This is a genomic window from Pseudotabrizicola alkalilacus (assembly GCF_003443995.1).
GTDB classification, from domain to species: Bacteria; Pseudomonadota; Alphaproteobacteria; order Rhodobacterales; family Rhodobacteraceae; genus Pseudotabrizicola; species Pseudotabrizicola alkalilacus.
In genome coordinates this window covers 773,824-792,768 of the sequence record NZ_QWEY01000001.1, presented here as the reverse complement: position 1 = coordinate 792,768, position 18,945 = coordinate 773,824, and the positions used below count along the sequence as shown (strand labels likewise).

At 60.4% G+C, this 18,945-nt stretch carries 27 protein-coding genes, 2 tRNA genes and 1 pseudogene; 18 read left to right on the top strand and 12 right to left on the bottom strand.

The window, feature by feature from the left end; genetic code table 11:
- Position 1 precedes the first annotated feature (1 nt).
- The 5 genes from D1012_RS03865 to D1012_RS03845 all read right to left on the bottom strand — a co-directional run bounded on the left by D1012_RS03865 (position 2) and on the right by D1012_RS03845 (position 2,995).
- Positions 2 to 565, bottom strand: coding sequence for a GNAT family N-acetyltransferase (locus tag D1012_RS03865; protein WP_118149967.1), 564 nt, complete (start codon positions 563 to 565; stop codon positions 2 to 4).
- A gap of 229 nt (positions 566 to 794) precedes the next feature.
- Positions 795 to 1,064 (bottom strand): 50S ribosomal protein L27, encoded by a 270-nt coding sequence (gene rpmA / locus D1012_RS03860; RefSeq protein WP_118149966.1) that lies wholly within the window; start codon positions 1,062 to 1,064, stop codon positions 795 to 797.
- Between the two features lie 12 nt (positions 1,065 to 1,076).
- Entirely contained in the window at positions 1,077 to 1,532 is a 456-nt protein-coding gene (rplU, locus tag D1012_RS03855; protein ID WP_118149965.1) for a 50S ribosomal protein L21, read from the bottom strand.
- A gap of 207 nt (positions 1,533 to 1,739) precedes the next feature.
- Complete coding sequence (locus D1012_RS03850) at positions 1,740 to 2,072, bottom strand: hypothetical protein (protein ID WP_118149964.1); 333 nt, start codon at positions 2,070 to 2,072, stop codon at positions 1,740 to 1,742.
- Entirely contained in the window at positions 2,069 to 2,995 is a 927-nt protein-coding gene (locus tag D1012_RS03845; protein ID WP_118149963.1) for a DUF2059 domain-containing protein, read from the bottom strand. The genes D1012_RS03850 and D1012_RS03845 overlap by 4 nt, the downstream gene beginning before the upstream one ends.
- 185 nt (positions 2,996 to 3,180) lie before the next feature.
- On the opposite strand from D1012_RS03845, the gene D1012_RS03840 reads away from it, so the two are divergent.
- Positions 3,181 to 3,270 (top strand) — tRNA-Ser (locus D1012_RS03840).
- Between the two features lie 204 nt (positions 3,271 to 3,474).
- On the opposite strand, the gene D1012_RS22590 is transcribed toward D1012_RS03840, so the two are convergent.
- The 5 genes and pseudogenes from D1012_RS22590 to D1012_RS03825 form a co-directional block, all read right to left on the bottom strand.
- Positions 3,475 to 3,645 (bottom strand): hypothetical protein, encoded by a 171-nt coding sequence (locus D1012_RS22590; protein ID WP_158569185.1) that lies wholly within the window; start codon positions 3,643 to 3,645, stop codon positions 3,475 to 3,477.
- A 73-nt stretch (positions 3,646 to 3,718) separates the two neighbouring features.
- Positions 3,719 to 4,096, bottom strand: a complete 378-nt coding sequence (locus D1012_RS03835; protein WP_233516998.1) for a lysozyme — start codon at positions 4,094 to 4,096, stop codon at positions 3,719 to 3,721.
- Between the two features lie 4 nt (positions 4,097 to 4,100).
- Positions 4,101 to 4,235 carry a hypothetical protein gene (locus D1012_RS23150; RefSeq protein ID WP_267897817.1) on the bottom strand — a complete coding sequence of 45 codons (135 nt, stop codon included), beginning with the start codon at positions 4,233 to 4,235 and terminating at the stop codon, positions 4,101 to 4,103.
- The gene (locus D1012_RS22585; RefSeq protein WP_158569183.1) at positions 4,228 to 4,389 is read right to left on the bottom strand and encodes a hypothetical protein; all 162 of its coding nucleotides are present in this window, start codon (positions 4,387 to 4,389) and stop codon (positions 4,228 to 4,230) included. Before D1012_RS22585 ends, D1012_RS23150 begins: the two co-directional genes overlap by 8 nt.
- A 404-nt stretch (positions 4,390 to 4,793) precedes the next feature.
- Positions 4,794 to 4,955: pseudogene (locus tag D1012_RS03825) on the bottom strand (integrase core domain-containing protein); the annotation flags it as partial.
- Positions 4,956 to 5,413: 458 nt separating this feature from the next.
- Between D1012_RS03825 and D1012_RS03820 the strand changes: the two are divergent.
- The 16 genes from D1012_RS03820 (at position 5,414) to D1012_RS03750 (ending at position 17,423) form a co-directional block, all read left to right on the top strand.
- Positions 5,414 to 5,614: a helix-turn-helix transcriptional regulator gene (locus D1012_RS03820; RefSeq protein ID WP_118150065.1), complete on the top strand. Its 201-nt coding sequence runs from the start codon at positions 5,414 to 5,416 to the stop codon at positions 5,612 to 5,614.
- A 140-nt stretch (positions 5,615 to 5,754) separates the two neighbouring features.
- Positions 5,755 to 6,138 carry a hypothetical protein gene (locus D1012_RS03815; RefSeq protein ID WP_118149961.1) on the top strand — a complete coding sequence of 128 codons (384 nt, stop codon included), beginning with the start codon at positions 5,755 to 5,757 and terminating at the stop codon, positions 6,136 to 6,138.
- A 94-nt stretch (positions 6,139 to 6,232) separates the two neighbouring features.
- The gene (locus tag D1012_RS03810) at positions 6,233 to 6,886 is read left to right on the top strand and encodes a hypothetical protein (protein ID WP_118149960.1); all 654 of its coding nucleotides are present in this window, start codon (positions 6,233 to 6,235) and stop codon (positions 6,884 to 6,886) included.
- Positions 6,887 to 7,381: 495 nt separating this feature from the next.
- Entirely contained in the window at positions 7,382 to 8,605 is a 1,224-nt protein-coding gene (locus tag D1012_RS03805) for a tyrosine-type recombinase/integrase (protein ID WP_118149959.1), read from the top strand.
- A 123-nt stretch (positions 8,606 to 8,728) separates the two neighbouring features.
- Positions 8,729 to 8,959, top strand: coding sequence for a helix-turn-helix transcriptional regulator (locus tag D1012_RS03800; protein WP_118149958.1), 231 nt, complete (start codon positions 8,729 to 8,731; stop codon positions 8,957 to 8,959).
- A gap of 182 nt (positions 8,960 to 9,141) precedes the next feature.
- Complete coding sequence (locus D1012_RS03795; RefSeq protein WP_118149957.1) at positions 9,142 to 10,692, top strand: terminase TerL endonuclease subunit; 1,551 nt, start codon at positions 9,142 to 9,144, stop codon at positions 10,690 to 10,692.
- Positions 10,689 to 11,048, top strand: a complete 360-nt coding sequence (locus D1012_RS23200; protein ID WP_118149956.1) for an HNH endonuclease — start codon at positions 10,689 to 10,691, stop codon at positions 11,046 to 11,048. The genes D1012_RS03795 and D1012_RS23200 overlap by 4 nt, the downstream gene beginning before the upstream one ends.
- A gap of 44 nt (positions 11,049 to 11,092) precedes the next feature.
- The gene (locus D1012_RS03785) at positions 11,093 to 12,310 is read left to right on the top strand and encodes a phage major capsid protein (protein ID WP_118149955.1); all 1,218 of its coding nucleotides are present in this window, start codon (positions 11,093 to 11,095) and stop codon (positions 12,308 to 12,310) included.
- Between the two features lie 3 nt (positions 12,311 to 12,313).
- Entirely contained in the window at positions 12,314 to 12,898 is a 585-nt protein-coding gene (locus D1012_RS03780) for an HK97 family phage prohead protease (RefSeq protein WP_118149954.1), read from the top strand.
- Complete coding sequence (locus D1012_RS03775; protein ID WP_118149953.1) at positions 12,895 to 13,455, top strand: hypothetical protein; 561 nt, start codon at positions 12,895 to 12,897, stop codon at positions 13,453 to 13,455. Before D1012_RS03780 ends, D1012_RS03775 begins: the two co-directional genes overlap by 4 nt.
- Positions 13,452 to 14,498 (top strand): phage portal family protein, encoded by a 1,047-nt coding sequence (locus D1012_RS03770; RefSeq protein WP_147335623.1) that lies wholly within the window; start codon positions 13,452 to 13,454, stop codon positions 14,496 to 14,498. Before D1012_RS03775 ends, D1012_RS03770 begins: the two co-directional genes overlap by 4 nt.
- Positions 14,491 to 14,868, top strand: a complete 378-nt coding sequence (locus D1012_RS22345) for a hypothetical protein (protein WP_147335622.1) — start codon at positions 14,491 to 14,493, stop codon at positions 14,866 to 14,868. Before D1012_RS03770 ends, D1012_RS22345 begins: the two co-directional genes overlap by 8 nt.
- A complete protein-coding gene (locus D1012_RS03760) occupies positions 14,868 to 15,308 on the top strand; it encodes a hypothetical protein (protein ID WP_118149950.1) in 441 nt (146 codons plus the stop codon). Before D1012_RS22345 ends, D1012_RS03760 begins: the two co-directional genes overlap by 1 nt.
- 88 nt (positions 15,309 to 15,396) lie before the next feature.
- Positions 15,397 to 15,780: a hypothetical protein gene (locus D1012_RS22340; RefSeq protein ID WP_147335621.1), complete on the top strand. Its 384-nt coding sequence runs from the start codon at positions 15,397 to 15,399 to the stop codon at positions 15,778 to 15,780.
- Between the two features lie 73 nt (positions 15,781 to 15,853).
- Positions 15,854 to 16,588, top strand: coding sequence for a helix-turn-helix domain-containing protein (locus D1012_RS22580; protein WP_158569179.1), 735 nt, complete (start codon positions 15,854 to 15,856; stop codon positions 16,586 to 16,588).
- 607 nt (positions 16,589 to 17,195) lie between these two features.
- On the top strand, positions 17,196 to 17,423 hold the full coding sequence (locus D1012_RS03750) for a hypothetical protein (RefSeq protein WP_118149948.1): 228 nt from the start codon (positions 17,196 to 17,198) through the stop codon (positions 17,421 to 17,423).
- A gap of 92 nt (positions 17,424 to 17,515) precedes the next feature.
- Here D1012_RS03750 and D1012_RS03745 read toward each other — a convergent pair.
- Both D1012_RS03745 and D1012_RS22335 read right to left on the bottom strand, forming a co-directional pair.
- Positions 17,516 to 17,605 (bottom strand) — tRNA-Ser (locus D1012_RS03745).
- A gap of 11 nt (positions 17,606 to 17,616) precedes the next feature.
- On the bottom strand, positions 17,617 to 17,925 hold the full coding sequence (locus tag D1012_RS22335; RefSeq protein ID WP_147335620.1) for a hypothetical protein: 309 nt from the start codon (positions 17,923 to 17,925) through the stop codon (positions 17,617 to 17,619).
- A gap of 208 nt (positions 17,926 to 18,133) precedes the next feature.
- On the opposite strand from D1012_RS22335, the gene D1012_RS03740 reads away from it, so the two are divergent.
- A complete protein-coding gene (locus D1012_RS03740) occupies positions 18,134 to 18,931 on the top strand; it encodes a helix-turn-helix domain-containing protein (RefSeq protein ID WP_147335619.1) in 798 nt (265 codons plus the stop codon).
- Positions 18,932 to 18,945: the final 14 nt, after the last annotated feature.

The window sequence follows — 18,945 nt, the reverse complement described above, 5'->3', positions numbered from 1 at the left end:
CTCATCCCAGCTTGCGGATATAGGTCCAGGTCGGCACCCGGGCATTGCGCGCCACGCTGAAGGTTTCCGCATCGCCCAGATACTGAAAGCCCGCGTTGGTCAGCACGCGTGCAGATCCGGGATTGTCCTGAAACACCTCGGCAAACATGGTGCGGTTGGCTTGCGGGTTGGCGTCGACCAGCGCCTGAACGGCGGCAGAGGCAATGCCAAGATTCCAGAACGCCGGGGCGACCCAATAGCCAACCTCGGACTGGTCGCGGTTGTATTTTGCCACATCCATACGTTTCAGGCTGATCACGCCCAACACTTCGGGCAGCGACGACTGGCTGCCATCCATGACCCAGATATCCTCATCCTGGGGGCGTTTGATGGCACGGGTCACAAACCCCTCTGCCGCGCCCGGGGGCAGCGGATGGGGGATGGAATGGGTCGCCTCGGCCACGCGGCGGTCGCCGGCATACAGGGCAAACAGCCCGGCATCCGATTTGCGCACTGGGCGCAGAATGAACCGGCCCGCATCAATCACAGCCTGCGCCGCCGCAGCGGCGATAACGTCTAGTGTCATGGCTTCCCTCCTTTGAAGCGCATGAAGGGTCGAACTGACCCCGCAAGAATGGTCCTCCACGTGACAACCCGCGCCTGACCGGAACGTGGGTTGCCGCAATCACCCTGCCAAGTGTTGATGGCAAAAGAGTGAACATCTGCCCGCAAATGCCGGAAATACACCGGAAAATGCAAAAGGGACCGGCCTTTCGGCCGATCCCCCGTTTACATGTCAAATGTAAAGGTTCGGCTTACTCGGCTGCCTCCGCAAGCGGGAGAACCGAAATAAAGGTGCGGCCCTTCATGCCCTTCTTGAAGGACACTTTCCCCTCGACGGTCGCAAACAGGGTGTGATCCACGCCCATGCCAACGCCCTCACCCGGAAACCAGGTGGTGCCGCGCTGACGGACGATGATGTTGCCCGGAATGGCGTGCTGACCGCCAAAGAGTTTCACGCCCAGACGACGGCCGGCAGAGTCGCGACCGTTGCGGGATGAGCCGCCTGCTTTCTTGTGTGCCATGGATATTACTCCTTATTCAGCAACAGCTTCAGCGGCTTTTGCGGCGCGCTTGGGCTTGGCGGGGGCTTCGGCAGCTGGCGCGGCCGCAGCGTTATGGGCGGTACGGCGCGCATCGGCGGTGCCGGTGGCGGCTGCAACGCCCGACGACTCTGCGCCGGAAGCCAGAACGTCGGTCACACGAACCAGCGTCAGGTGCTGACGGTGGCCTTTGGTGCGCTGCGACGAGTGCTTACGACGACGCTTCACAAAGTGAATGGTCTTTTCGCCTTTGATCTGGGCGATCACTTCGGCCTGAACCGCAGCACCGGCCACAAAGGGCACGCCAACGGTCACGGACTCGCCGCCGACCATCAGGATGTCGTTGAACTGGATCTTGTCACCAGCATTGGCGGCCAGCTTTTCAATGCGCAGAACGTCACCCGCCTGCACTTTGTATTGCTTGCCACCGGTCTTGAGGACCGCGAACATGGTCTTTCCTTTTCATCACCCGCGTCCTGCGGCCCCCTCGGACGGGAGTTTCGTGGGGCGAGCCCCGCCTTCGGACAGCGCGCCCCGTGCGGAGCGTCATTGCAAATATAGAACCCGGCCAAGATTCGCATCTTTGCCGGGATGCGGGCTTATCCGAGGAATCCGGTGCGAAGTCAAGCGCTGCCTGAGCCCGAGAGGCAGCGGGGATCAGCGGCAGGCAAACGGCAGAAACGACCCCGCCATCCCCTCCGCCACCGCCATCAGCGACAGCTTGTCTGCCAGCGCAAACTCCTCCGGGCTGACCGGGCAGACCTCGGCGCGAGCGGTGCAGCCCGAGACCAGAAACGCCTCATGCCGGGCAAAAAATGCGGGGCCGATGCCCGCGCCCCCCTGCCCTGCCGTCAGCGCCACCCAGGCTTCGGTATACAGACTGCACTTGCGGGCCACCCAGTCCGCCGTGCCGCCAAGGCTTTGCCCAACCGCCGCAGCGGGCAGGATCAGGCAGGCCGCGACTGCAAGTCCCGCCTTGACCACTGTCATATATCTTCGCCCTGCATCTGGCTGGCGGCGGCGCGGCCCAGATCATAGGAGATCCGGGTGAACACCACATCATAGGCCGCAAACAGGGCCGCATTCATCTTTTGCCCCGCCGGAGTCTCGGAAAACGCGATATAGGCGTCGAGGTCTTCGTCGGACAGCGGCTGATAGGCGAGCGACAGGAACGGAAACAGCCAGTCGGTGGTTTCCGCCCGGACATCCGGTTCCTGCCCCCAGACATCGCTCAGCATCTGGTCTTCGGTCATCTCTTGCGGAAAGGCACCGCTTTCCGACAGCCCGCGATAGAACGCCAGATTGGCATTCATTGCCCCCATGACATTGGATTCGATCAGGTCATTCACCTCGGCAAAGCGGGTCAGCTGGTCCACCCGTGCACCCCCTTCGGCACTCAGCTCTTCCCAGGCCAGTTTTGCCGCATCCTCAAGATCGCTGTCCAGAAGCGCGCGCCGGGCCTCGATCTCCAGCTGGAGAATGCTCTGGCCCTGCGGCGATCCGAAAAACCCCTCGATCGCTTCCAGCTCGGGCCCGGCCCCGGCCAAACCCTCGGCCAGAGCCGCATCGAACCGGCTGCGCATGGTCGCGGCGTCATAGATCAGCGCGACGCCTGCCTCCCATTGCGGGCCGCCCTTTTCGGGAAACATCTCTTCCGACAGGGTCCGGCCATACTCCAGCCCCTCTTCGCGCATCACACCGATGATGTCGTCCATCTTCATCGTGTCGGCCAGCGCCGCAATCCGCGCGGCATCTGCCACCGGCGCCTCCTGCTCCGCCTGGGCCGGCTCTGTCTGTGCCGGTTCCGCTTGCACTTCTGCCCAGACCGGCGCGGTCGCACCCGGCGCAAAGGCCAGCCCCAGCCCAAGGGCGGCAGACAGTCCGAAAGAGGAAAGGGCGAAAGGCAGGGACATGTCAGACCTGTCATGCAAAGGGATGTGTGCCCAGACAGCTAGTGGTTTCGCACCCGCTTGCCAAGCCAAGCCAGTGCACGCCGGCGTGAGTGGCACACAACCGCCGAAACAAATTGCACGATTGGGGGCTTGCAAGCGCCCGCAAGGGCAGATAGGAACCGCGCCACGAAGACCACACCAAATGCGGAGAGGTGCCGGAGTGGTCGATCGGGGCGGTCTCGAAAACCGTTGTGGGTTTGCGCCCACCGTGGGTTCGAATCCCACCCTCTCCGCCAATCCCCTAAGCGCTTGAAATTGTTAGCAAAAAGGGAGATTTAGCGATCCAGAGAATCGCCTTATTGTACCCACTAATGCACCTGCAAATATACCAAACCGGCGGGCTGATAGACCGCGGACGGGGACCGCGTCAGCGGACATGCAAAAGGGGCCCATCCAGCCCCTCTCTGTCTCTCTGTATCCGCTTGAAGCCGAATCCGGGGTCAGATGTCGGAGCCTTCGGTGTCGCGGGGTGGCGACCCGTCCACGCGGCAGGTCAGACCATCACCAAGGATGGTGACCCGAATGCCCGCTTTGAACAACGCCATCAATCTGGATGCCTCGGGCGCTACGAGGTAGTAGTAGCGCCCGGTAGGGTGATCCTTGCCGCTCATCAGCGTCCACCTCTCGGATTACCGAATCCGCCGTAGCGCATGGCCTCTGCCAGCTCCATTTGGATCGTCAACTTCACTGTATCACGCACTGACGCCGCCACTGCTCGCGCCGTTTGCTCAGACGTATCAGCGAGGCGTTGGCGATGCCGCCGGTGTTGTAGTGGAAACTGACCAGCGCATCGAACTCGTGCGGCTCCACCGGCACATTGACTGCGCGGAGCACCTCGGCCTCGTAAGCGACGATGTTGGCGCGGAAGAGCCGGAACGCCTCGCGGACCCCGGCATCGAGATCGGCGGTCATGCCACGCGACATCCGTGCCGGATCGGGCGGACCGGCGGCAGCGGTATGGCCAATGCCGAAGGTCCAGATGTTTTTGACATCGAGATAGGGTCCGGGCACGCGTCCTTCGTGCCGGACGAGGGCCAACAAGCCCCGGTCGGTCATGTCCATGGGATCACCCGAAGATGGAGGAAACGATCAGGATCAGGGCGGCGACGAGCAGGCCGATGCGCAGGCGGTGACTGAAGGCCTGTGCCGGGTCGGCGGCGTCGCAGCGGATAGCGCGCGCAAGGCGGCGAAGTTCATGCATCGGGGGTGCCCCCCTTGCCGCTGCGCAGCCGGGCGAGGACGACCTCGATGAAGGCGGGGCCGAAGACCCCAACCAGATAGGCGGCGGAGCCCGCCGCACCCCCGGCCGGGATCGCCTGCGATGGCAGGCCGAGCCAGGCGGTGATGACCGCCATCGACAGGCTGCCATCAGATTCTTCTGATCCGGGCTGCCCGCTTTCTGATGCAGCGCATCCAGCAAAGCGGCAGGATCGCGGAACAGCACAACCGGCCCCTGTTCGCGCCGGATGGCACCCGGAAATCTTCCGAGGAAGGGCTGGAGCAGGAGTTCAACAGCCTGCATGCACAGCGCGAAGCATGCGAAAGGAAGTCTGACGACGCTGGACGCCATGCTCGTTCAGGCGCGGGCGTATGCGGTTCTCGACATCACACACCATACGGCGTCAGTTTATGCCGAGGTTAAGTCGAAAGTAGCCCATAAATATTTGGCCAAAACGCTGCGTAAAGATCGGCCGAAATATATCCAGGAATGGGTCGATAGTGTAATCTCCCCCTTTTTAACGGGGTGCATCCGTAGAATTCACGCAGCCATTTTCAGTTTCATGGCGGGTGTTATCCCGCCGATACCCATGTTGGGGCGGTCGTTGTTGTAAGTCCATAGCCATTGCGTGGCCTGATCCTGTGCCTCCTCGATGCTTTCGATGATGTATTGGTCCAGCCACTCGTGACGAACCGTCCGGTTAGGCACCGAGGGTCTGCCAGTCCCCGCCGTTGAAGTATTCCGCAGCTTTCTTTGCGAGGCCGATTGCGCGCTGACGATCCTGAGAGCTTAAATTATGTTGCTGCACGTCGCATGTCCTCGTCATAAGCATTTACCGACACTCTAGCGTGCAGACGCCAAAACGGAAGGCCCGCACACACTTTCCATAGCCATCCCGTGCAAATTCCGAGCAAAAACCGGGCAAAAAACAAAGCTCCGTCCCGCACGGCGGGGGCTAACCGCTTGATAGGGATCGCTTTTCAACTTCTAGAATGGGTAAGAAAATGGCGGAGGGGACGCGACCACGATCGAACCTTCTCTGAGCCCGGCCGAACAGGCAGAACCCACAAGATTACTTGTAACTATCTGACTTGCATATCATTTTCGCTGACGCCTTCGTTCCCCTGCGCACATGTGTGCGCGCGCGAAAGGAGTCGAAAATGCGTGAAACTTGTTTGAATCAGACAGAGCTGGCAGCACGCTGGAAAATCAGCCCGAGGACGCTGGAACGGTGGCGCTGGATCGGGGACGGGCCTCGGTTCCTGAAAATCGGCGGTCGTGTGATCTACAGGATTGAAGACGTGGAAGCGTTCGAGCGCGCCGCGCTGAGTGCTGCCGGAGAACAGTATCGAAAGGATTGAGCACCACATGATTGTGTATTCTGGTCTGCCTTCATAAGCCACCGTTATCGTTCAGTAATCGACGTCCCGATTCTGCACCGATCTTGAATTTGGCTTGGCGGACTGATCTTCTCGGAGGCCTCTCTTGGGTGGACCAGCATATGCAGCAACCGCGAACAATCATCCGCGTCGTCATTCCCCTGACGATCCGCAAACGCAATGGGCGGCCGAAGATCCTTCCGCCCGACGATGTGGACGCGCGAAACGGCTGGGCGCAGGATCCCCATGTGCTGCGCGCCATCGCCCGCGCCTGGAGTTGGCGTCGGCAGCTGGAAACCGGTGCCGCCTCTACCATCCAGGATATCGCCGCAGCCGAGAAGGTCTCCGACCGGTTCGTGGGACGGATGATCCGGTTGGCGTATCTTTCCCCGAACGTCCTTGAGACACTTGTCATCACCCGTAAGCCGCCGGCGCTTTCGCTCAACGATCTGATGGCCGTGGCCGAGTTGCCGTGGTTCGAGCAGGCGAAGCGCGTGTTTGAATAATCCGGGAGCCATCCCCGTTGACGCCGAGTGGCGTTTTGCCGCCCAATCAGTAAATAAGGGAGCAAAAAGGGTTCGTGCCTGGAAGGATTGCCGCGTGCCACAAGCGAGAAAACCGCCCGTCGTAGCGGACGAGAAGAAGATCCGGGCTCTGCTCGTAACCTACGCTTGCCCAGTTCCATTTCACGAAATCCGGACTCGATTTCTGGGCAACATCGCTACACCGGCGATGTCGGCTTCACCCATCTCTGTCGTGAAGAACCTGTGGGGCGGGGAGCTGCCCGAATTTGAGAGCCTCGACGCCGTCAATGAGTTGATCGGCGTTCTCGTCAACGGCCTCTGGAACTCCCTCACGCGCCATCAGAAGCGCAGCGATCCCTTCCGGCTGGTGCGGCCAACGGTTACGCCCACGCGCGACGGGCTCGCGCAACTGGCGCTGATACGGCGGCAGGAGATTGACGGCTTCTTTGAGGGGCTGTTTGCGGGTGAGGAAGAGGCCGACCTACCGGCGAAGGCATCGGCGGCGCTCGACACGCTCGGCGAAGTGCGCGCCATGATCGCGGGGGTCCATGAGGTCGCCAGCGATGCCAGCAAGCCTGCAGATCTATCTGACATCGTCACGACGATGAAGCATCTGCGGGAGCTGACCCGGATTACGGAGATCGAGATCAACCGGGTCGTTCTCGACTGCACGCGGGCGCGGCGCCAGATGCTTGGGTCGATCGGCACTACCAGACCCACACATCATTGAGCGACGTGTGCATACGCTGGTCCGCGCATCGCCGCGCCACACAACGCCCACTTCGAGTGTCTCTGATGGAATGCCAGGCGCGAGAACTGCGGTAAAAAGTTCGCTCGACATGAATCAGCAACCGACTGGAAATGTTGTGTTTTCTTTGACCGAACCTAATCTGGCGAGGTTCGGTCGGATAGAGACGAAAGCCGTTCAGAGACCGAAAATCGGCGCTGCGCCAGTCTCTGAGGTTCGGTTGGCTTCAGCAAACCCCTTTGAAACTTGGGAGAAATTCGGCGCTCATGGAGCGTCGCTCAAGGTTCGCGACTGGAAACTGGCGGACAGTGAGACCGCCTCACACCTGTTCCAGCATGTTTCACTGTGTAGCAGAAAAACGGAAATCTTTCAATGTATACCAATATGTTGTCAGATCATCCTGTTTCACATGCTTGCATCAAGTTCCGGTCTGATCCATGTGTATTTGTGTATGGATAGTGGACGAGGAAGTGAGCCATGGGCCTTTTGACTGTACCAGAGGTAACGAATGCCAAGGTGGATGGCGACAAGGCTTTCAAGATCATGACGGACGGACATGGGCTTTATCTACGTGTCGGTGCGCCGCACCGGGTGCGCGGTGGTCTGGTGCAGAAGTACTGGATAGCCAAGATGATGTTCAACGGTAGCCGCGTTGAAGTCGGCATTGGTTCGGCCCATGAAATATCCTTGCGCGAGGCGCGGGAGGCCAATGAAGCCCTGCGCGTGAACGCCCGCAACGGGATAGACCCCCGGACGCGCAAGGTGATAGCTGACCCCAAGGGCGTGCCTACATTCGCGGAAGCGGTAGACCTGTACCTGAAAGAGAAGCTGAAAGAGTTCTCCAACCCCAAGCACGTGCAACAGTGGCAGAACACTCTCAAGGATTACGCCTGTACGCCGAAAGGCGGCGCGGGGCTTGGCACCAAGCCAGTCGATACGATCACGGCGGATGACGTGGCGCGGGTGCTGAAACCCATTTGGGCGATCAAGACCGAAACTGCATCGCGGGTGCGGGGACGGATTGAACAGGTGCTTGCATGGGCAACGGTCAAGCACCATCGCAAGGGCGAGAACCCCGCCCGCTGGAAAGGCAACCTAGAGTTCCTTCTGGCCAAGCCGGGGGCGATCAAGAAGGTGGGGCACCATGAGGCGCTGCCCTACCAAGCCCTGCCTGCCTTTATGAAGGACTTGGCCGGGCGCGACACGGTATCGGCGCTGGCGCTGCAATGGCTGATCCTGACGGGCGTGCGGTCCAGCGAAGGACGCGGCGCGCTGTGGTCAGAGGTAGACCAAGAGGCCGGGGTATGGACCATCCCTGCTGACCGCATGAAGATGAAGGTGCCGCACAGGGTGCCCTTGTCTGCGCAAGCCTTGGCCGTGGCAAAGAAGGCGAAGGGCCTGTCCGACACATTCCTGTTCACCACGGGCACGGGGCCGGTCAGTGAGGCGGCACTTAGGAAGCTGGTCAAAGAAACCCTCAAGCAACCTGACCTGACCCTGCATGGGTTCCGCACGACGCTGCGCATGTGGATGCAGGATGCGGGGACGGATTACGAAGTGGCGGAAACGGTTCTGGCCCACAAGGTAGGGTCTGACGTGGCGCAGGCGTACGCGCGCGGGGACTATCTGGAACGGCGGAGAGGGGTCATGCAGACCTATGCCAACTACGCATGCGGCCAAGCCTCTGTGAAGGATAGCTAATCCAGCGCAACCCGGTTCGCTGTCCTGAATATCGTTGTATACCAATAGGTTGACACCTTCACAGTTTTGACAACGCCACGCTTTGCGGCTATAAGAATCCACCTGAAACAGGATGGGCAGGGCATGGAACGGAAACTGATCACGATTAAAGAGGTGGGCACTGCGCTGAATTGCAGCCGCACGACCATCTGGCGCAAGGTGAAGTCCGGCGCGTTGCCTGCGCCGCTGAATGTCTGTGGCATGACGCGGTGGAAGCCCGAGGATATAGAGGCTGTGCTGACAGCGGCAGAGGCCGCGCGGGAAGAGCCATCAACACCGACACTGCGCAGAGGTCGCGCGGGGATAGCTGCATGATCCTCTGTCTGTTCTACATCGACGCATAACCCGCCACCCACTGTGTGAAGCCCTCTCCCCAGCGTAGTTTCCTCACCATCCCCATAGCCCCTAAGGGAACCCTGCCGGGCAGCTATGGGAGAGGATAGATCGGGGCTGGTGTGGGCAAAGGAGTCTCTCGCTCGCCCCCTACAGGTGGTGGCATGGACGGCGGCGGACACGACATAGCGCACCCGGTGCGGCATCGGACCCGCCCCCCTTTGGAGGCGCGCTTTGCTTATTGGCTGCGCAGCACCTTCAAAATCCCCTCTGGCATGGGGGCCGGTGAACCGTTTGCCCTGCATCCGTTCCAACTGGCCTTCCTGCGGCAGTATCTGGCGCAAGAGGCGGATGGACCCCTCTGGCGGACTTGCATTTACAGCACCCCCCGTAAACTGGGGAAGTCCACCCTCTTGGGTGCCCTTCTCTTGGGGCGTATGTGCGAGGATAGCCCGATCTACCTGCCGGGGTTCATGGGGGCAGTCGCGGCACCATCGGAAAAGCACGCCACCTACATCGCCACTGCGATGAAAGCCATTCTTGAAACGGCGGGACGCGAAAAGGAACTGCGGCGGCGGCATGACCCCAAGCCGGGGATTCTGTTCATCGGGGATGCCACGCTCACCCTGTCCACCGGGACGCGGGCGCAGGGCCATGGCGCTGACCTTGACCTTGCCGTGATTGACGAAATGGGCCTGCTGTCGCAAAACCAGTCCGACCTTGTGACGGGGTTCTTTGACGCGCTGTCAGCGCGCAATGGGCAGTTGATCCTGACCGGCACCCGTGGCGACAGCCCGACCTACAATGAGATGATCGACCGGCCCGACAAGCGCACGCACGTGACGCTCTATGCCGCTGACAAGGGTGATGACCTGTCAGACCCGGCGACTTGGCACAAATCGAACCCCGGCCTAGGCACCATCAAGCCACTGCGCTTCATGGAAGATGCCTATGAGAAAGCGCAACAGTCAGGTTCGCTGACAGAGTTCGGTGCTTGGCAGAACAACCAAGCCTTGCAGCCGGGCCGCGAACTGCTCTTGGACTATGACACTCTGCGCAAGTCCTACCGGGACGATCCGCAGACCATCCCCGGCGAACCTGTTCACATCGGTATCGACCTTGGCGGGTCCGCCAGCATGACCGCCGCGACCATCAGCTTTGAACAGTCGGGGGTGGTGAAGGTGCTGGGTGCCTTTCCCGGCGCTGACCTGAACCTTTTGGAACGCGGCAAGCGCGATCTGGTGGGTGATCTGTGGCACCGCTGTGCCCTTGCGGGCGAGTTGATCGAAACAAGCGGCTCTGTGTCCGACCTTGCAGAGTTCCTGCCCGCGCTGATTGCGATGATCGGCCCGCACCCTGTGCGGTCTGTGTCCTGTGACCGCTACAGGCAAGCTGAGTTTGAAACCGCCATGGCGCGGGCGCGGCTGGCGTGGCCAGTGATCTACAGGGGAACAGGCCCCAAAGATGGTGATGCAGACATTCGGTCTACGCGCCGCCTGTTCATCGCCGGGGCGATCCAGATGAAGCGCAGCCTCTTGCTGGAAGGCAGCATGGCAGAGGCGGACGTGAAGGTGTCCAGCACCGGGGCCTGCCAGCTTTCCAAGAGCCACCCGCACGCCCGTATCGACGTGGCGCAATCGCTTGTGTTGGCCTGTAGCGCCCTGCTGCGCGCGCGGGATGAAGTGAAGCCCACGTACGAGGTAGATATCCTATGAGAACCGACCCCCGCCCTATCAACAGCCCCCAGTGGCGCGCGATCCGGCCTTTCATCGCGCACCGCGCGTCTTTCCGCTGTGAGACGTGTTTCGAGTTTCTGGGCCTGACCGGGCAATGCGATCACATCATTCCTCGTTCGGAAATCGACATGCTGGGCATCGGCGTCTTTGACCCCACGAACCTGCAATATCTGTGCATCTCATGCCACAGCGCGAAATCGAACCGCGAACGCGCCGCCGGACGCGAGAAAAAGCCCCCGAAAAGTCACACCCGCACGACCGTCCCCGGACGCGACGCCTTCTTGGCAGCGACTGGAATTCTCACTGTAGCCCCCAAGAGGAATGAAAAATGCTAAAATCTCAAGAAGTTACCCTTGCCCAAAGCTAGCGCCGCGAACGTATGGCGGCAATTCAGAAGACCGAAACCCTGTCAGACGAAGGCCGCACCGAATTGCGTTCGCTGGCCGATGCCTACGAAGGCGCAGAGGTGGAACTTCGCGCCGCGTTGCTGGTGGAGGGGGCCGAACGCGACAAGATCAAGGCCCCGGATCAGGCCGGGTCGGACTTTGCCCGCGAATGCCGTTCGTTCTCGCTGTCCGGGCTGGTGGGTGCCATGACCGAAGGCAAACCTCTGTCGGGCCGCGAAGCGGAAGTGGTGGCCGAACTGGAAACGCGCGGCCAGACCCCGCAACGTGGTGGCGTTGTCATCCCTTGGGAAGCGTTCGGGCTGGAAACCCGCGCCGACAGTGTCACCGATACTGCCCCCGGCACCTCTGGCGAACTGGCATCGCGCCCGGTGATGAACGCCCTTGAGCGGTTCTTTGAGACCAGCGCCGCGCAGCGGTTCGGCGTGCGGGCTTTGCAGGTGCAGGGCACGCCTTCATTCCCTGAAATCACCGGCGGCGGGGGTCTGTCATGGGTGGCAGAAGGTGACGGTGCAGACAGCGCCGCGATCACGACCGTTGCCACCTCGCCAACGATCCACACCGCCACGGCGCGCTATGTGATGACCCGACAGGCGACCCGCCAGAACCCGGCGCTGGAATCCATCCTGCGGCGCGACCTGTCTGAAATCATGCGGCAGGGTATCGACTTGGCCGTGTTCCGTGGCACTGGCACCGGCGAAGAACCTGCGGGGCTTGGCGCGGTGCTGACCGGGGGCCGCACGGCGGCATTGACGGGCAAGGCATCATTCTCTGCCTTCCTGCAACGGGCGGTGGAACTGCAAGAGACCGCGAAGCTGTCAGACGCATCAGGCATCCGCATTGCTGGTGCGCCTATCGTGGCGCAGACGCTGGCTGATAGCCTGATTGCAGGCACGGCGGTGTCAGAACTGGACCGGCTGAAAGCGTTCGGCTTGGCCCCCCTGTGGAGTTCGCAGGTATCGGCGCGCGGCGTGCGGGATGGCACCGGCAAGGGCACTTCCACCGTGTTCTTTTCGGCGGGCGACGGTCATGCCCTGATGCCGACTTGGGGCGGCGTGGAAATTATAATCGACCCCTATTCGGAAAGTAAGTCCGGCAAGGTGGCGATCACGACCTTTGCTTTCCTTGACCTGCTGTTCCAGCGCACAGCCACGCACTTCTTCAAGCTGACGGCTGTGCAGGATCGGGCCTGATACATGGAAACGCGCGTAACATGGCCCGTAGCGGGCTTGGAACTGCGCCGGGAAGGACGCCGCCCGGTGATTGCCGGGCGGTTCCCCTATGGCGGGCTGGCTGTGCTTTCTGACCGGGGTTCGGTGCGCAAGGAACGCATCATGCAGGGGGCGTTTGACTTCACCCTGGACGATGAAGACCTTGAGGTGAACCTGCTGTTTGGTCACGACTTTGACAAGCCTCTGGCATCGCGCCGGAACGGTTCGCTGATCTTGGCTGACAGTGACGACGCCCTGACCTTCACTGCCAATATCGACCCGGCCTTGGAAGACGTCACTCACGTTCGGGACGCCCTCAAAATGCTGGGGGCGGGCTTGGTCACAGGCATCAGTCCGGGCTTCCGGGTTCCCAGCAAACAGGCGGTGCCGGGTGCCGAACGTCTGGACCCTGAACCGGGCAATCCATCGGTGATGATCCGGTCAATCATGGCCTTGGTCTTGTACGAACTGTCGCTTGTCACACGCCCGGCCTACGCGGAGTCGCAAGCTGAACTGCGCGCCCTGCAACATGCGCAGCCGCTGCGCCAAGAGAGGTTGCTTTTACCATGATCACGACCTTTAACCAAACGCGCGGCGCGGTGCCCACAACGCTTTCGCCGGTGGAAATCGCGCTGGAAGCCGGTGTGACCAATGAACGGGCTACGGCGATGATTGCCGCTTGCTGGCCGTTGGCCGAGACCTTCACCGGGCGGAACTACTTTCCGGTGACGGGGGCTGTGGCGATTGCCAACGTGCCGGAAGGCGGCGGGGAAGCCTGCTGGCCGCGCGCGCCTTTCCCTGAAGCGCTCACTATGGAGTTCTGGACCGGCCTTGCATGGTTCGCCGCAACCAATGTCTTCTACCTGCCTGAAGACGGTGGTGTGACGGGACTTGCTGAAGGGCGCTATAAGTTCACCCAAGAGGGCACCGTGACCCCTACAGCGCCCGCTGGGAACGTGCTGGAAGCCGTGAGAGCCTTGGCGCTCTACCAGTTGGTGCATAGCCCCGCACGGCGCGAGTTCCGCCAGATCAATGCGGGGGATAGTTCCCTGACCCGTGAAGCCCTTGACGGTCTGTTCCGGGCATCTGGCGCGGGCATCCTTCTGGCCGGTGAGGTGCGCTGGTGAAACTCTGGCCATTTCCCCGGCGCGAAACCGAACGGGAACAGCGCGCCGCCTTCCCCTCTGTCACGGCAGAGCACTTGGCCGGGCGGCGGGCTGGTGTCCTGTCTGACGGTGCTGTGCCTTTGTCGGCTACGGTGGCGACGATTGCGGGCACTTGGTCTCGTGCCTTTGCAATGCTCGATGCAAATCCGGACCCGAACCCGCTCACTGCCGCGCACCTTGCGGCAATCGGTCTGGACCTCTGCCTGCGTGGCCAAAGTTGCTTCCACATCCGGGTAGAAGGGTCTGACCTGTCGCTGCACCGGGTGGCCTACTGGGATCAGTTTGCGGGCGGGCGCTTCCACCTCCACATCGCGCACCCGCACCAGACGGAGACCATCCGAGCCTTGGCGGGTGAGGTGCTCATGCTGACCATCAACAGCCCGGCAAATGCGCCGTGGCAGGGGCGGCCCCCCTTTCAGATGATGGGCGGCAGTCCCCGCCTCATGGCGGATATTGAGCGGGCCGTGGCGGGCGCTGTGGACTGGGTTGGGAGGGGGGTTCTGCCGTTCCCGGACGCTGTGCCGGAAGAACAGCAAAACGCGGCTATCCGGGGCCTCAAGGGCGGGGGCATGCTGGCCACCATAAGGAGCAAAGCAGACTTCGCCACCTCCACCGGCTCTAACCGTGCGTCAGAGTTTCGCCGGGTGGAACTTACGCCAGACCTTGAACAAGCGGACCTGAACCCGACTGTGGACCAGTTGCACAACCGCTTGCTTGCGGCGGCGGGCATCCCGCCTGCGCTGCTGACCCCCAGCGGGAACGCGGGCGCGATGCGCGAAGCTTACCGGCTGTTCTGTTTGCAGACGGTTGAACCCCTCGCCCGCACACTGCTTCCTGAGTTGTCCAAGATCGGCGTCATGTCCCTTAGCACCCGTTCCATGCTTTCGGCAGACGTGGCTGGCCGGGCGCGGGCTGTCGGCACGCTGGTAGGTGCAGGCGTGCCTCTTGACCAAGCGATGCAGCTTGTAGGTTGGGGGAAAGCTGACGGGGGAGCCTATGAATAACCATGTCAATGAGGCATTTCGTCGCGCATCACGGCATAGTCCGCTTTTCCGTTCGTTCCAACTGTTCAGGCTGGCAACCGGCGGGCCGCACAACCGCCCCCTAGCTGGCACCTTTGACTGGGTGGATACAGTCAAGGGGACGTTACATTTCCGAGAGGTGGACGGTCCCGACTATAGGGAAGGCGTGGTGACACTGCTTGTCCCTTTCAAGGCGCTGCCTGACTTGATCTTGGCCGATGATGGGCAATGGCTTTCGGTGGTGGAGGGCACCGGCGCGGACGCGCTGGGGGTTTCGCATAAGATCATCGTCAGACGCTGGGAAACCGGCATGGCTGATCATCTGCCGATTATCCGCAATGCGGCACCCTGATGGCCAAGAAAGACAGGTATATTCCTCTGGGCATAAAGCACCAGTGCGCAATGCGCCAGATTCTTACTGGGCTGGCGCAAGCCTATGGCATCGGTGAAGAGGTCTCAAAACTTCTGGATGACCGGCAGGAAACACGCCTACAGGACTGGCCGCTATCGCGCTTGTTGAAAAATTCGCGGAAAATCACTGGCTATACAAAGTCAGACGTCAATCGTCGCGGTGGACCAAGCCGCGTCGTGCTGCTTTCTTTGGAAGAGCCGACAGAAAAGAACCGCATTAGAAACCCGACTGTTTCACACCTGTTCAAGGTGGCCAAGGGCTACGATATACCGCCCGCGCTGATATTAAACGCCAGCTTGCAAGAGGCCGGGCTGTTGAACGAACCCGGTGCGCTTGGTGATATACCTGTGCGAGTTCGCAGGCGTTCCAAGCGTTTGTAGTATATTCCAACACCTATTGTGACCCGCGTTTACCAAACGCCGTTTACCACGTAGCTTCAACTCCTGTCGAAACATGGAGTTTAGCACGATGTACATTGATATTTTTGCGGAGCCGCCACCACGCGCATTTTCGGCGCTACATGGTGCTTGTCGCTATCTGACCCCTTCCGAAAAGGCCGTGATGATCTGTCTTATTGGCATGGCATATGGCAGCTGCGGCAAACCCTTTACAGCGACCGCTTCATCCGTCGCAAATGTGACCGGCCTCACATTGCCACCTATCGGCACGGCAATTCGAAATATGGTCCGTCTCGGACTGATCAAAAGAGTCCGTGAGCGCAAGGGGAAGTTTCCTGCCTACTACCTTTTGAACGTGGAGGCTTTAGAGGCACTTGGCGCAAAGGTTGAAGCGGAGAGCCCTGCCGAATTTGCTCCCCCGCCAGTCCGCAAAAGAATGCGCCGCAATCAATGACGCACCGGGCGCGATAAAAAGGAACCCGCCCGGTGGGCAAAACCGGGCGGGGCAATCATACGTGGAAAACAATATGACAAACGTAGCGCCAACAAACAGAAAGATCAACCCGCTTACCGCCTTCTATGCTGGCATTTTAAAAGCAACTGAATCGGACTGGCCCAAAGATGATGATCAGAATACCTATGGTAGCCCTTTTGCCTTTTGCTGGGCTGATGATCAATTCAGGGACCAGATCATTTCATGGCTTCTGCACAGCGCTGGCAAAAGACAAACTGACTACGCGGGCCGGGAAGTCCTACGCTACCTGATGTTTCGCTTTCGCGTAGCACAGCACCGCAAACGTGCATCAGGAATGTCCGCAGACTTTAGAGGGCATCGCTGGGTTTGGGCAACACATGCGGAAGTGTCACGCCTCACGTGTGTGTCTGAGCAATCTGTGCAGCGCGCTATAAGAGAACTTGAGCGGCGTGGATTGATCCATCAAGTCTATGACTACGCTCTGAACAACGTGCCTCATTACCGACCATCGGCGGACCTGTTTCGGCTGTGCAGGCAAGTCACTTTGCCATGGGATAAAAAGTGCATCAAGGCACAGTGCGAGGGGGCGAAGGCGGCGGAATATGAAAGCCTGCTCGACCATTGGGCAAACGCCCATGTCCTCTTGGTGAACACCTTCCACGATGATCTGCGCGCGCTGGTGCGTGCCTTTGGGCAGGAGAATACCCCCGGCAGGATGAAGACGTTCGCGGACGGGTTCAACTCGCTGCTGGAAAGGGCTTCTGACTTGGCGGATGCGAACGAGTGACCGATGTACCATGCCTTTATGCGGAAGGGGGGGGTGGTATCAAACTCGATGGAGGGTGGTATCAAACTCGATGAGGGTGGTATCAAACTCGACGGGGGTGGTATCAAACTCGATGCGGGTGGTATCAAACTCGACGGGGGTGCCATCGAGTTTGATAGGGCCTGATAACAACAGAGAAGAAGCAAGGAGAATAAGAAGGAGAACAAGAAGGAAAACTATTTGAAAACTGTGCCGCCTTCGCGGCACGTGCCAAAACAGAACCGTTGAACAGCCTTTCTGCATTCCCACTATCCTGTCTCTTTGCCTACAGCGCCGCAGCCGCGTTAACCCGCATACGGCGCAGCCGTGATCCCGCCGGACCATCGGGGCACTGCCCCGCCCCGCCAAGGAGGCCATAGGAGCGCCGCCAGAGGGCTTTACTCGCCTTGTCCGCCACACAGACCTAGCCCGATAACCCAAAGGGCCTCTGAGGGGCCTGCCAGCGCCTCTGGCGCATATGGGCCTTTCCTCGCCAGAGCGCGAAGCGCCACGCCCGGCTTGGTTTCTTTGGCTGACTCACTCGCACCTAAACGCTATATTCGGCATCTCACCAGATCAGGAGATTCCCATGCCCAAGGCATATTCGGCTCCCTTTGACATCGAAAATGGCAGTGGCGGCGTTGGCATCATCATCACCAGAGAACCGATATGTTCCCAGTGTATGAGTGATAGAGAGGTCGACGATCAAATCAATGCCTTGCAGGAGAATCTTGAGCGGTTAAGGCCTCTTATGAAGGTCGCCGTCCAGAAGTTGCAGAACGCGCCGCTAGGGTTGCGAACCACGTCGCATGAATAAGGCACTCGAAAAGCACACTGTGTACAATGTGTGTACGGCTAAAGGCGATCCCTGATATTATCGTTTATTTACAACAACTTAGTAGAGGTAAATGGCGGACAGTGAGGGATTCGAACCCTCGAGACGGTTCCCCGCCTACACACTTTCCAGGCGTGCGCCTTCGACCACTCGGCCAACTGTCCGTGGCGGCCTCTTAATCGCGACTTGAACAAAGATGCAAGAGGGGAATTCGGGAAACAGCGGGAGTTTGTGCTTTGGCCCGCATCGCGGCGGGGAGTGTCGGGGCGGCCTGGCCCTCGACAACCTGAATATCCCGGCACCGGCGGTCACTCCCGCGCATTTCCGCGCGAAAGGCGACCACATCACCGATTGCCACACTGACCATCGGATTGCGCCATGCCGTTGGCCCGCTGGCAATACCCAGTTCTTTTGAGTCTTCGCACCAGATGATGGCGCGAAACTCCTGACGTGAATACCAGATCACCACTCCGTGCATTGTCATCGGGCCGCCTCCTTCTGCCGGGCGACGCCCCCAGCGCGCGCCCCATGACAAAATTTAGGGCGCAACGCCAGAGGCAAACAATCGGTGTTCTGTGTCAGACCTGACGCCAATCAGCGTCAGCGCCACCAGACCTTGACGCTTATCAGCACCAAATGATAGAGAGCGCAGTTGAAAACGCGCAGGAATAGGTGCGGGCACGAACAAGACGATGACAAGATCTTCCTCACCGAATCCCGCAGATCTGCGGATGATCCTGGGCGACAACCTGCGCCAGTTGTGCAGCGATACACCCTCGGTCAGCGAATTGTGCCGCAAGATCGGGGTGAACCGAACCCAGTTCAACCGCTACCTGACCGGAACGGCCTTTCCCCGGCCAGATGTGCTGTTCCGGATTTGCAGTCACTTTGGCGTGGATGCGAATATCCTGCTCCACCGGCTTTCCGATTCTCCGGCACCCAAGCCAGCCGAAACGGCCCCGGCCGGGCGTCTGGTGATCGACACGCAACGTCCTTTTGATCACTACCTGTTGCCCGATGGCATCTATCGCTACTGGCGCAGATCATTCCGGCAACCCGAGCTGGCCTATTGCGGCATGGCGCTGATCTACAGCAAGGCCGGGGAAAAGCTGTGGAAGGGCTATGACATCCACGATGTTGCTATCCGCCCCGGCACAAAGCGGTACGCCCGGTCAAGCTGCTATGACGGTCAATTGATCCAGCAGTTTGACGGTTTTGCGCTGATGTCGCGTACGCCCTACAATGACCAAATGAATGTGACTTACTTTGAATACGGTCTGGATGCGCTGCCCGATTATTTCAGCGGTATCTCTTTCATCACCCGCCGCCGCCTGTCCGAAGCAAACCGCCTGACAGCGATTGTGATGCAACGGCTGGCGGACACATGCAGTGTCCGGCTGGAAGCGGCGCGAGGCTGCGGGACACAAGCGCTGGACACGCTGCTCCCCTATGTCCGCACCGCGCTGGAGCGGGTGCCGGACCGGCTGTAAGACAGACCGGCTGT

Excerpts from the sequence above, each read along its gene's own strand:
- D1012_RS03815 (WP_118149961.1), top strand. The coding sequence starts at position 5,755 with ATGCAGCAACCGCGAACAATCATCCGCGTCGTCATTCCCCTGACGATC.
- D1012_RS22585 (WP_158569183.1), bottom strand. The coding sequence starts at position 4,389 with ATGGCGGTCATCACCGCCTGGCTCGGCCTGCCATCGCAGGCGATCCCG.
- D1012_RS03820 (WP_118150065.1), top strand. The coding sequence starts at position 5,414 with ATGCGTGAAACTTGTTTGAATCAGACAGAGCTGGCAGCACGCTGGAAA.
- D1012_RS03775 (WP_118149953.1), top strand. The coding sequence starts at position 12,895 with ATGATCACGACCTTTAACCAAACGCGCGGCGCGGTGCCCACAACGCTT.
- D1012_RS03850 (WP_118149964.1), bottom strand. The coding sequence starts at position 2,072 with ATGACAGTGGTCAAGGCGGGACTTGCAGTCGCGGCCTGCCTGATCCTG.
- D1012_RS22580 (WP_158569179.1), top strand. The coding sequence starts at position 15,854 with ATGACAAACGTAGCGCCAACAAACAGAAAGATCAACCCGCTTACCGCC.
- rpmA (WP_118149966.1), bottom strand. The coding sequence starts at position 1,064 with ATGGCACACAAGAAAGCAGGCGGCTCATCCCGCAACGGTCGCGACTCT.
- D1012_RS03750 (WP_118149948.1), top strand. The coding sequence starts at position 17,196 with ATGCCCAAGGCATATTCGGCTCCCTTTGACATCGAAAATGGCAGTGGC.
- D1012_RS03740 (WP_147335619.1), top strand. The coding sequence starts at position 18,134 with ATGACAAGATCTTCCTCACCGAATCCCGCAGATCTGCGGATGATCCTG.
- D1012_RS03865 (WP_118149967.1), bottom strand. The coding sequence starts at position 565 with ATGACACTAGACGTTATCGCCGCTGCGGCGGCGCAGGCTGTGATTGAT.
- D1012_RS23200 (WP_118149956.1), top strand. The coding sequence starts at position 10,689 with ATGAGAACCGACCCCCGCCCTATCAACAGCCCCCAGTGGCGCGCGATC.
- D1012_RS22340 (WP_147335621.1), top strand. The coding sequence starts at position 15,397 with ATGTACATTGATATTTTTGCGGAGCCGCCACCACGCGCATTTTCGGCG.
- D1012_RS03845 (WP_118149963.1), bottom strand. The coding sequence starts at position 2,995 with ATGTCCCTGCCTTTCGCCCTTTCCTCTTTCGGACTGTCTGCCGCCCTT.
- D1012_RS03805 (WP_118149959.1), top strand. The coding sequence starts at position 7,382 with ATGGGCCTTTTGACTGTACCAGAGGTAACGAATGCCAAGGTGGATGGC.
- rplU (WP_118149965.1), bottom strand. The coding sequence starts at position 1,532 with ATGTTCGCGGTCCTCAAGACCGGTGGCAAGCAATACAAAGTGCAGGCG.
- D1012_RS03785 (WP_118149955.1), top strand. The coding sequence starts at position 11,093 with ATGGCGGCAATTCAGAAGACCGAAACCCTGTCAGACGAAGGCCGCACC.
- D1012_RS22345 (WP_147335622.1), top strand. The coding sequence starts at position 14,491 with ATGAATAACCATGTCAATGAGGCATTTCGTCGCGCATCACGGCATAGT.
- D1012_RS22590 (WP_158569185.1), bottom strand. The coding sequence starts at position 3,645 with ATGAGCGGCAAGGATCACCCTACCGGGCGCTACTACTACCTCGTAGCG.
- D1012_RS03835 (WP_233516998.1), bottom strand. The coding sequence starts at position 4,096 with ATGGACATGACCGACCGGGGCTTGTTGGCCCTCGTCCGGCACGAAGGA.
- D1012_RS03760 (WP_118149950.1), top strand. The coding sequence starts at position 14,868 with ATGGCCAAGAAAGACAGGTATATTCCTCTGGGCATAAAGCACCAGTGC.
- D1012_RS03795 (WP_118149957.1), top strand. The coding sequence starts at position 9,142 with ATGGACGGCGGCGGACACGACATAGCGCACCCGGTGCGGCATCGGACC.
- D1012_RS22335 (WP_147335620.1), bottom strand. The coding sequence starts at position 17,925 with ATGACAATGCACGGAGTGGTGATCTGGTATTCACGTCAGGAGTTTCGC.
- D1012_RS03800 (WP_118149958.1), top strand. The coding sequence starts at position 8,729 with ATGGAACGGAAACTGATCACGATTAAAGAGGTGGGCACTGCGCTGAAT.
- D1012_RS23150 (WP_267897817.1), bottom strand. The coding sequence starts at position 4,235 with ATGCATGAACTTCGCCGCCTTGCGCGCGCTATCCGCTGCGACGCCGCC.
- D1012_RS03780 (WP_118149954.1), top strand. The coding sequence starts at position 12,314 with ATGGAAACGCGCGTAACATGGCCCGTAGCGGGCTTGGAACTGCGCCGG.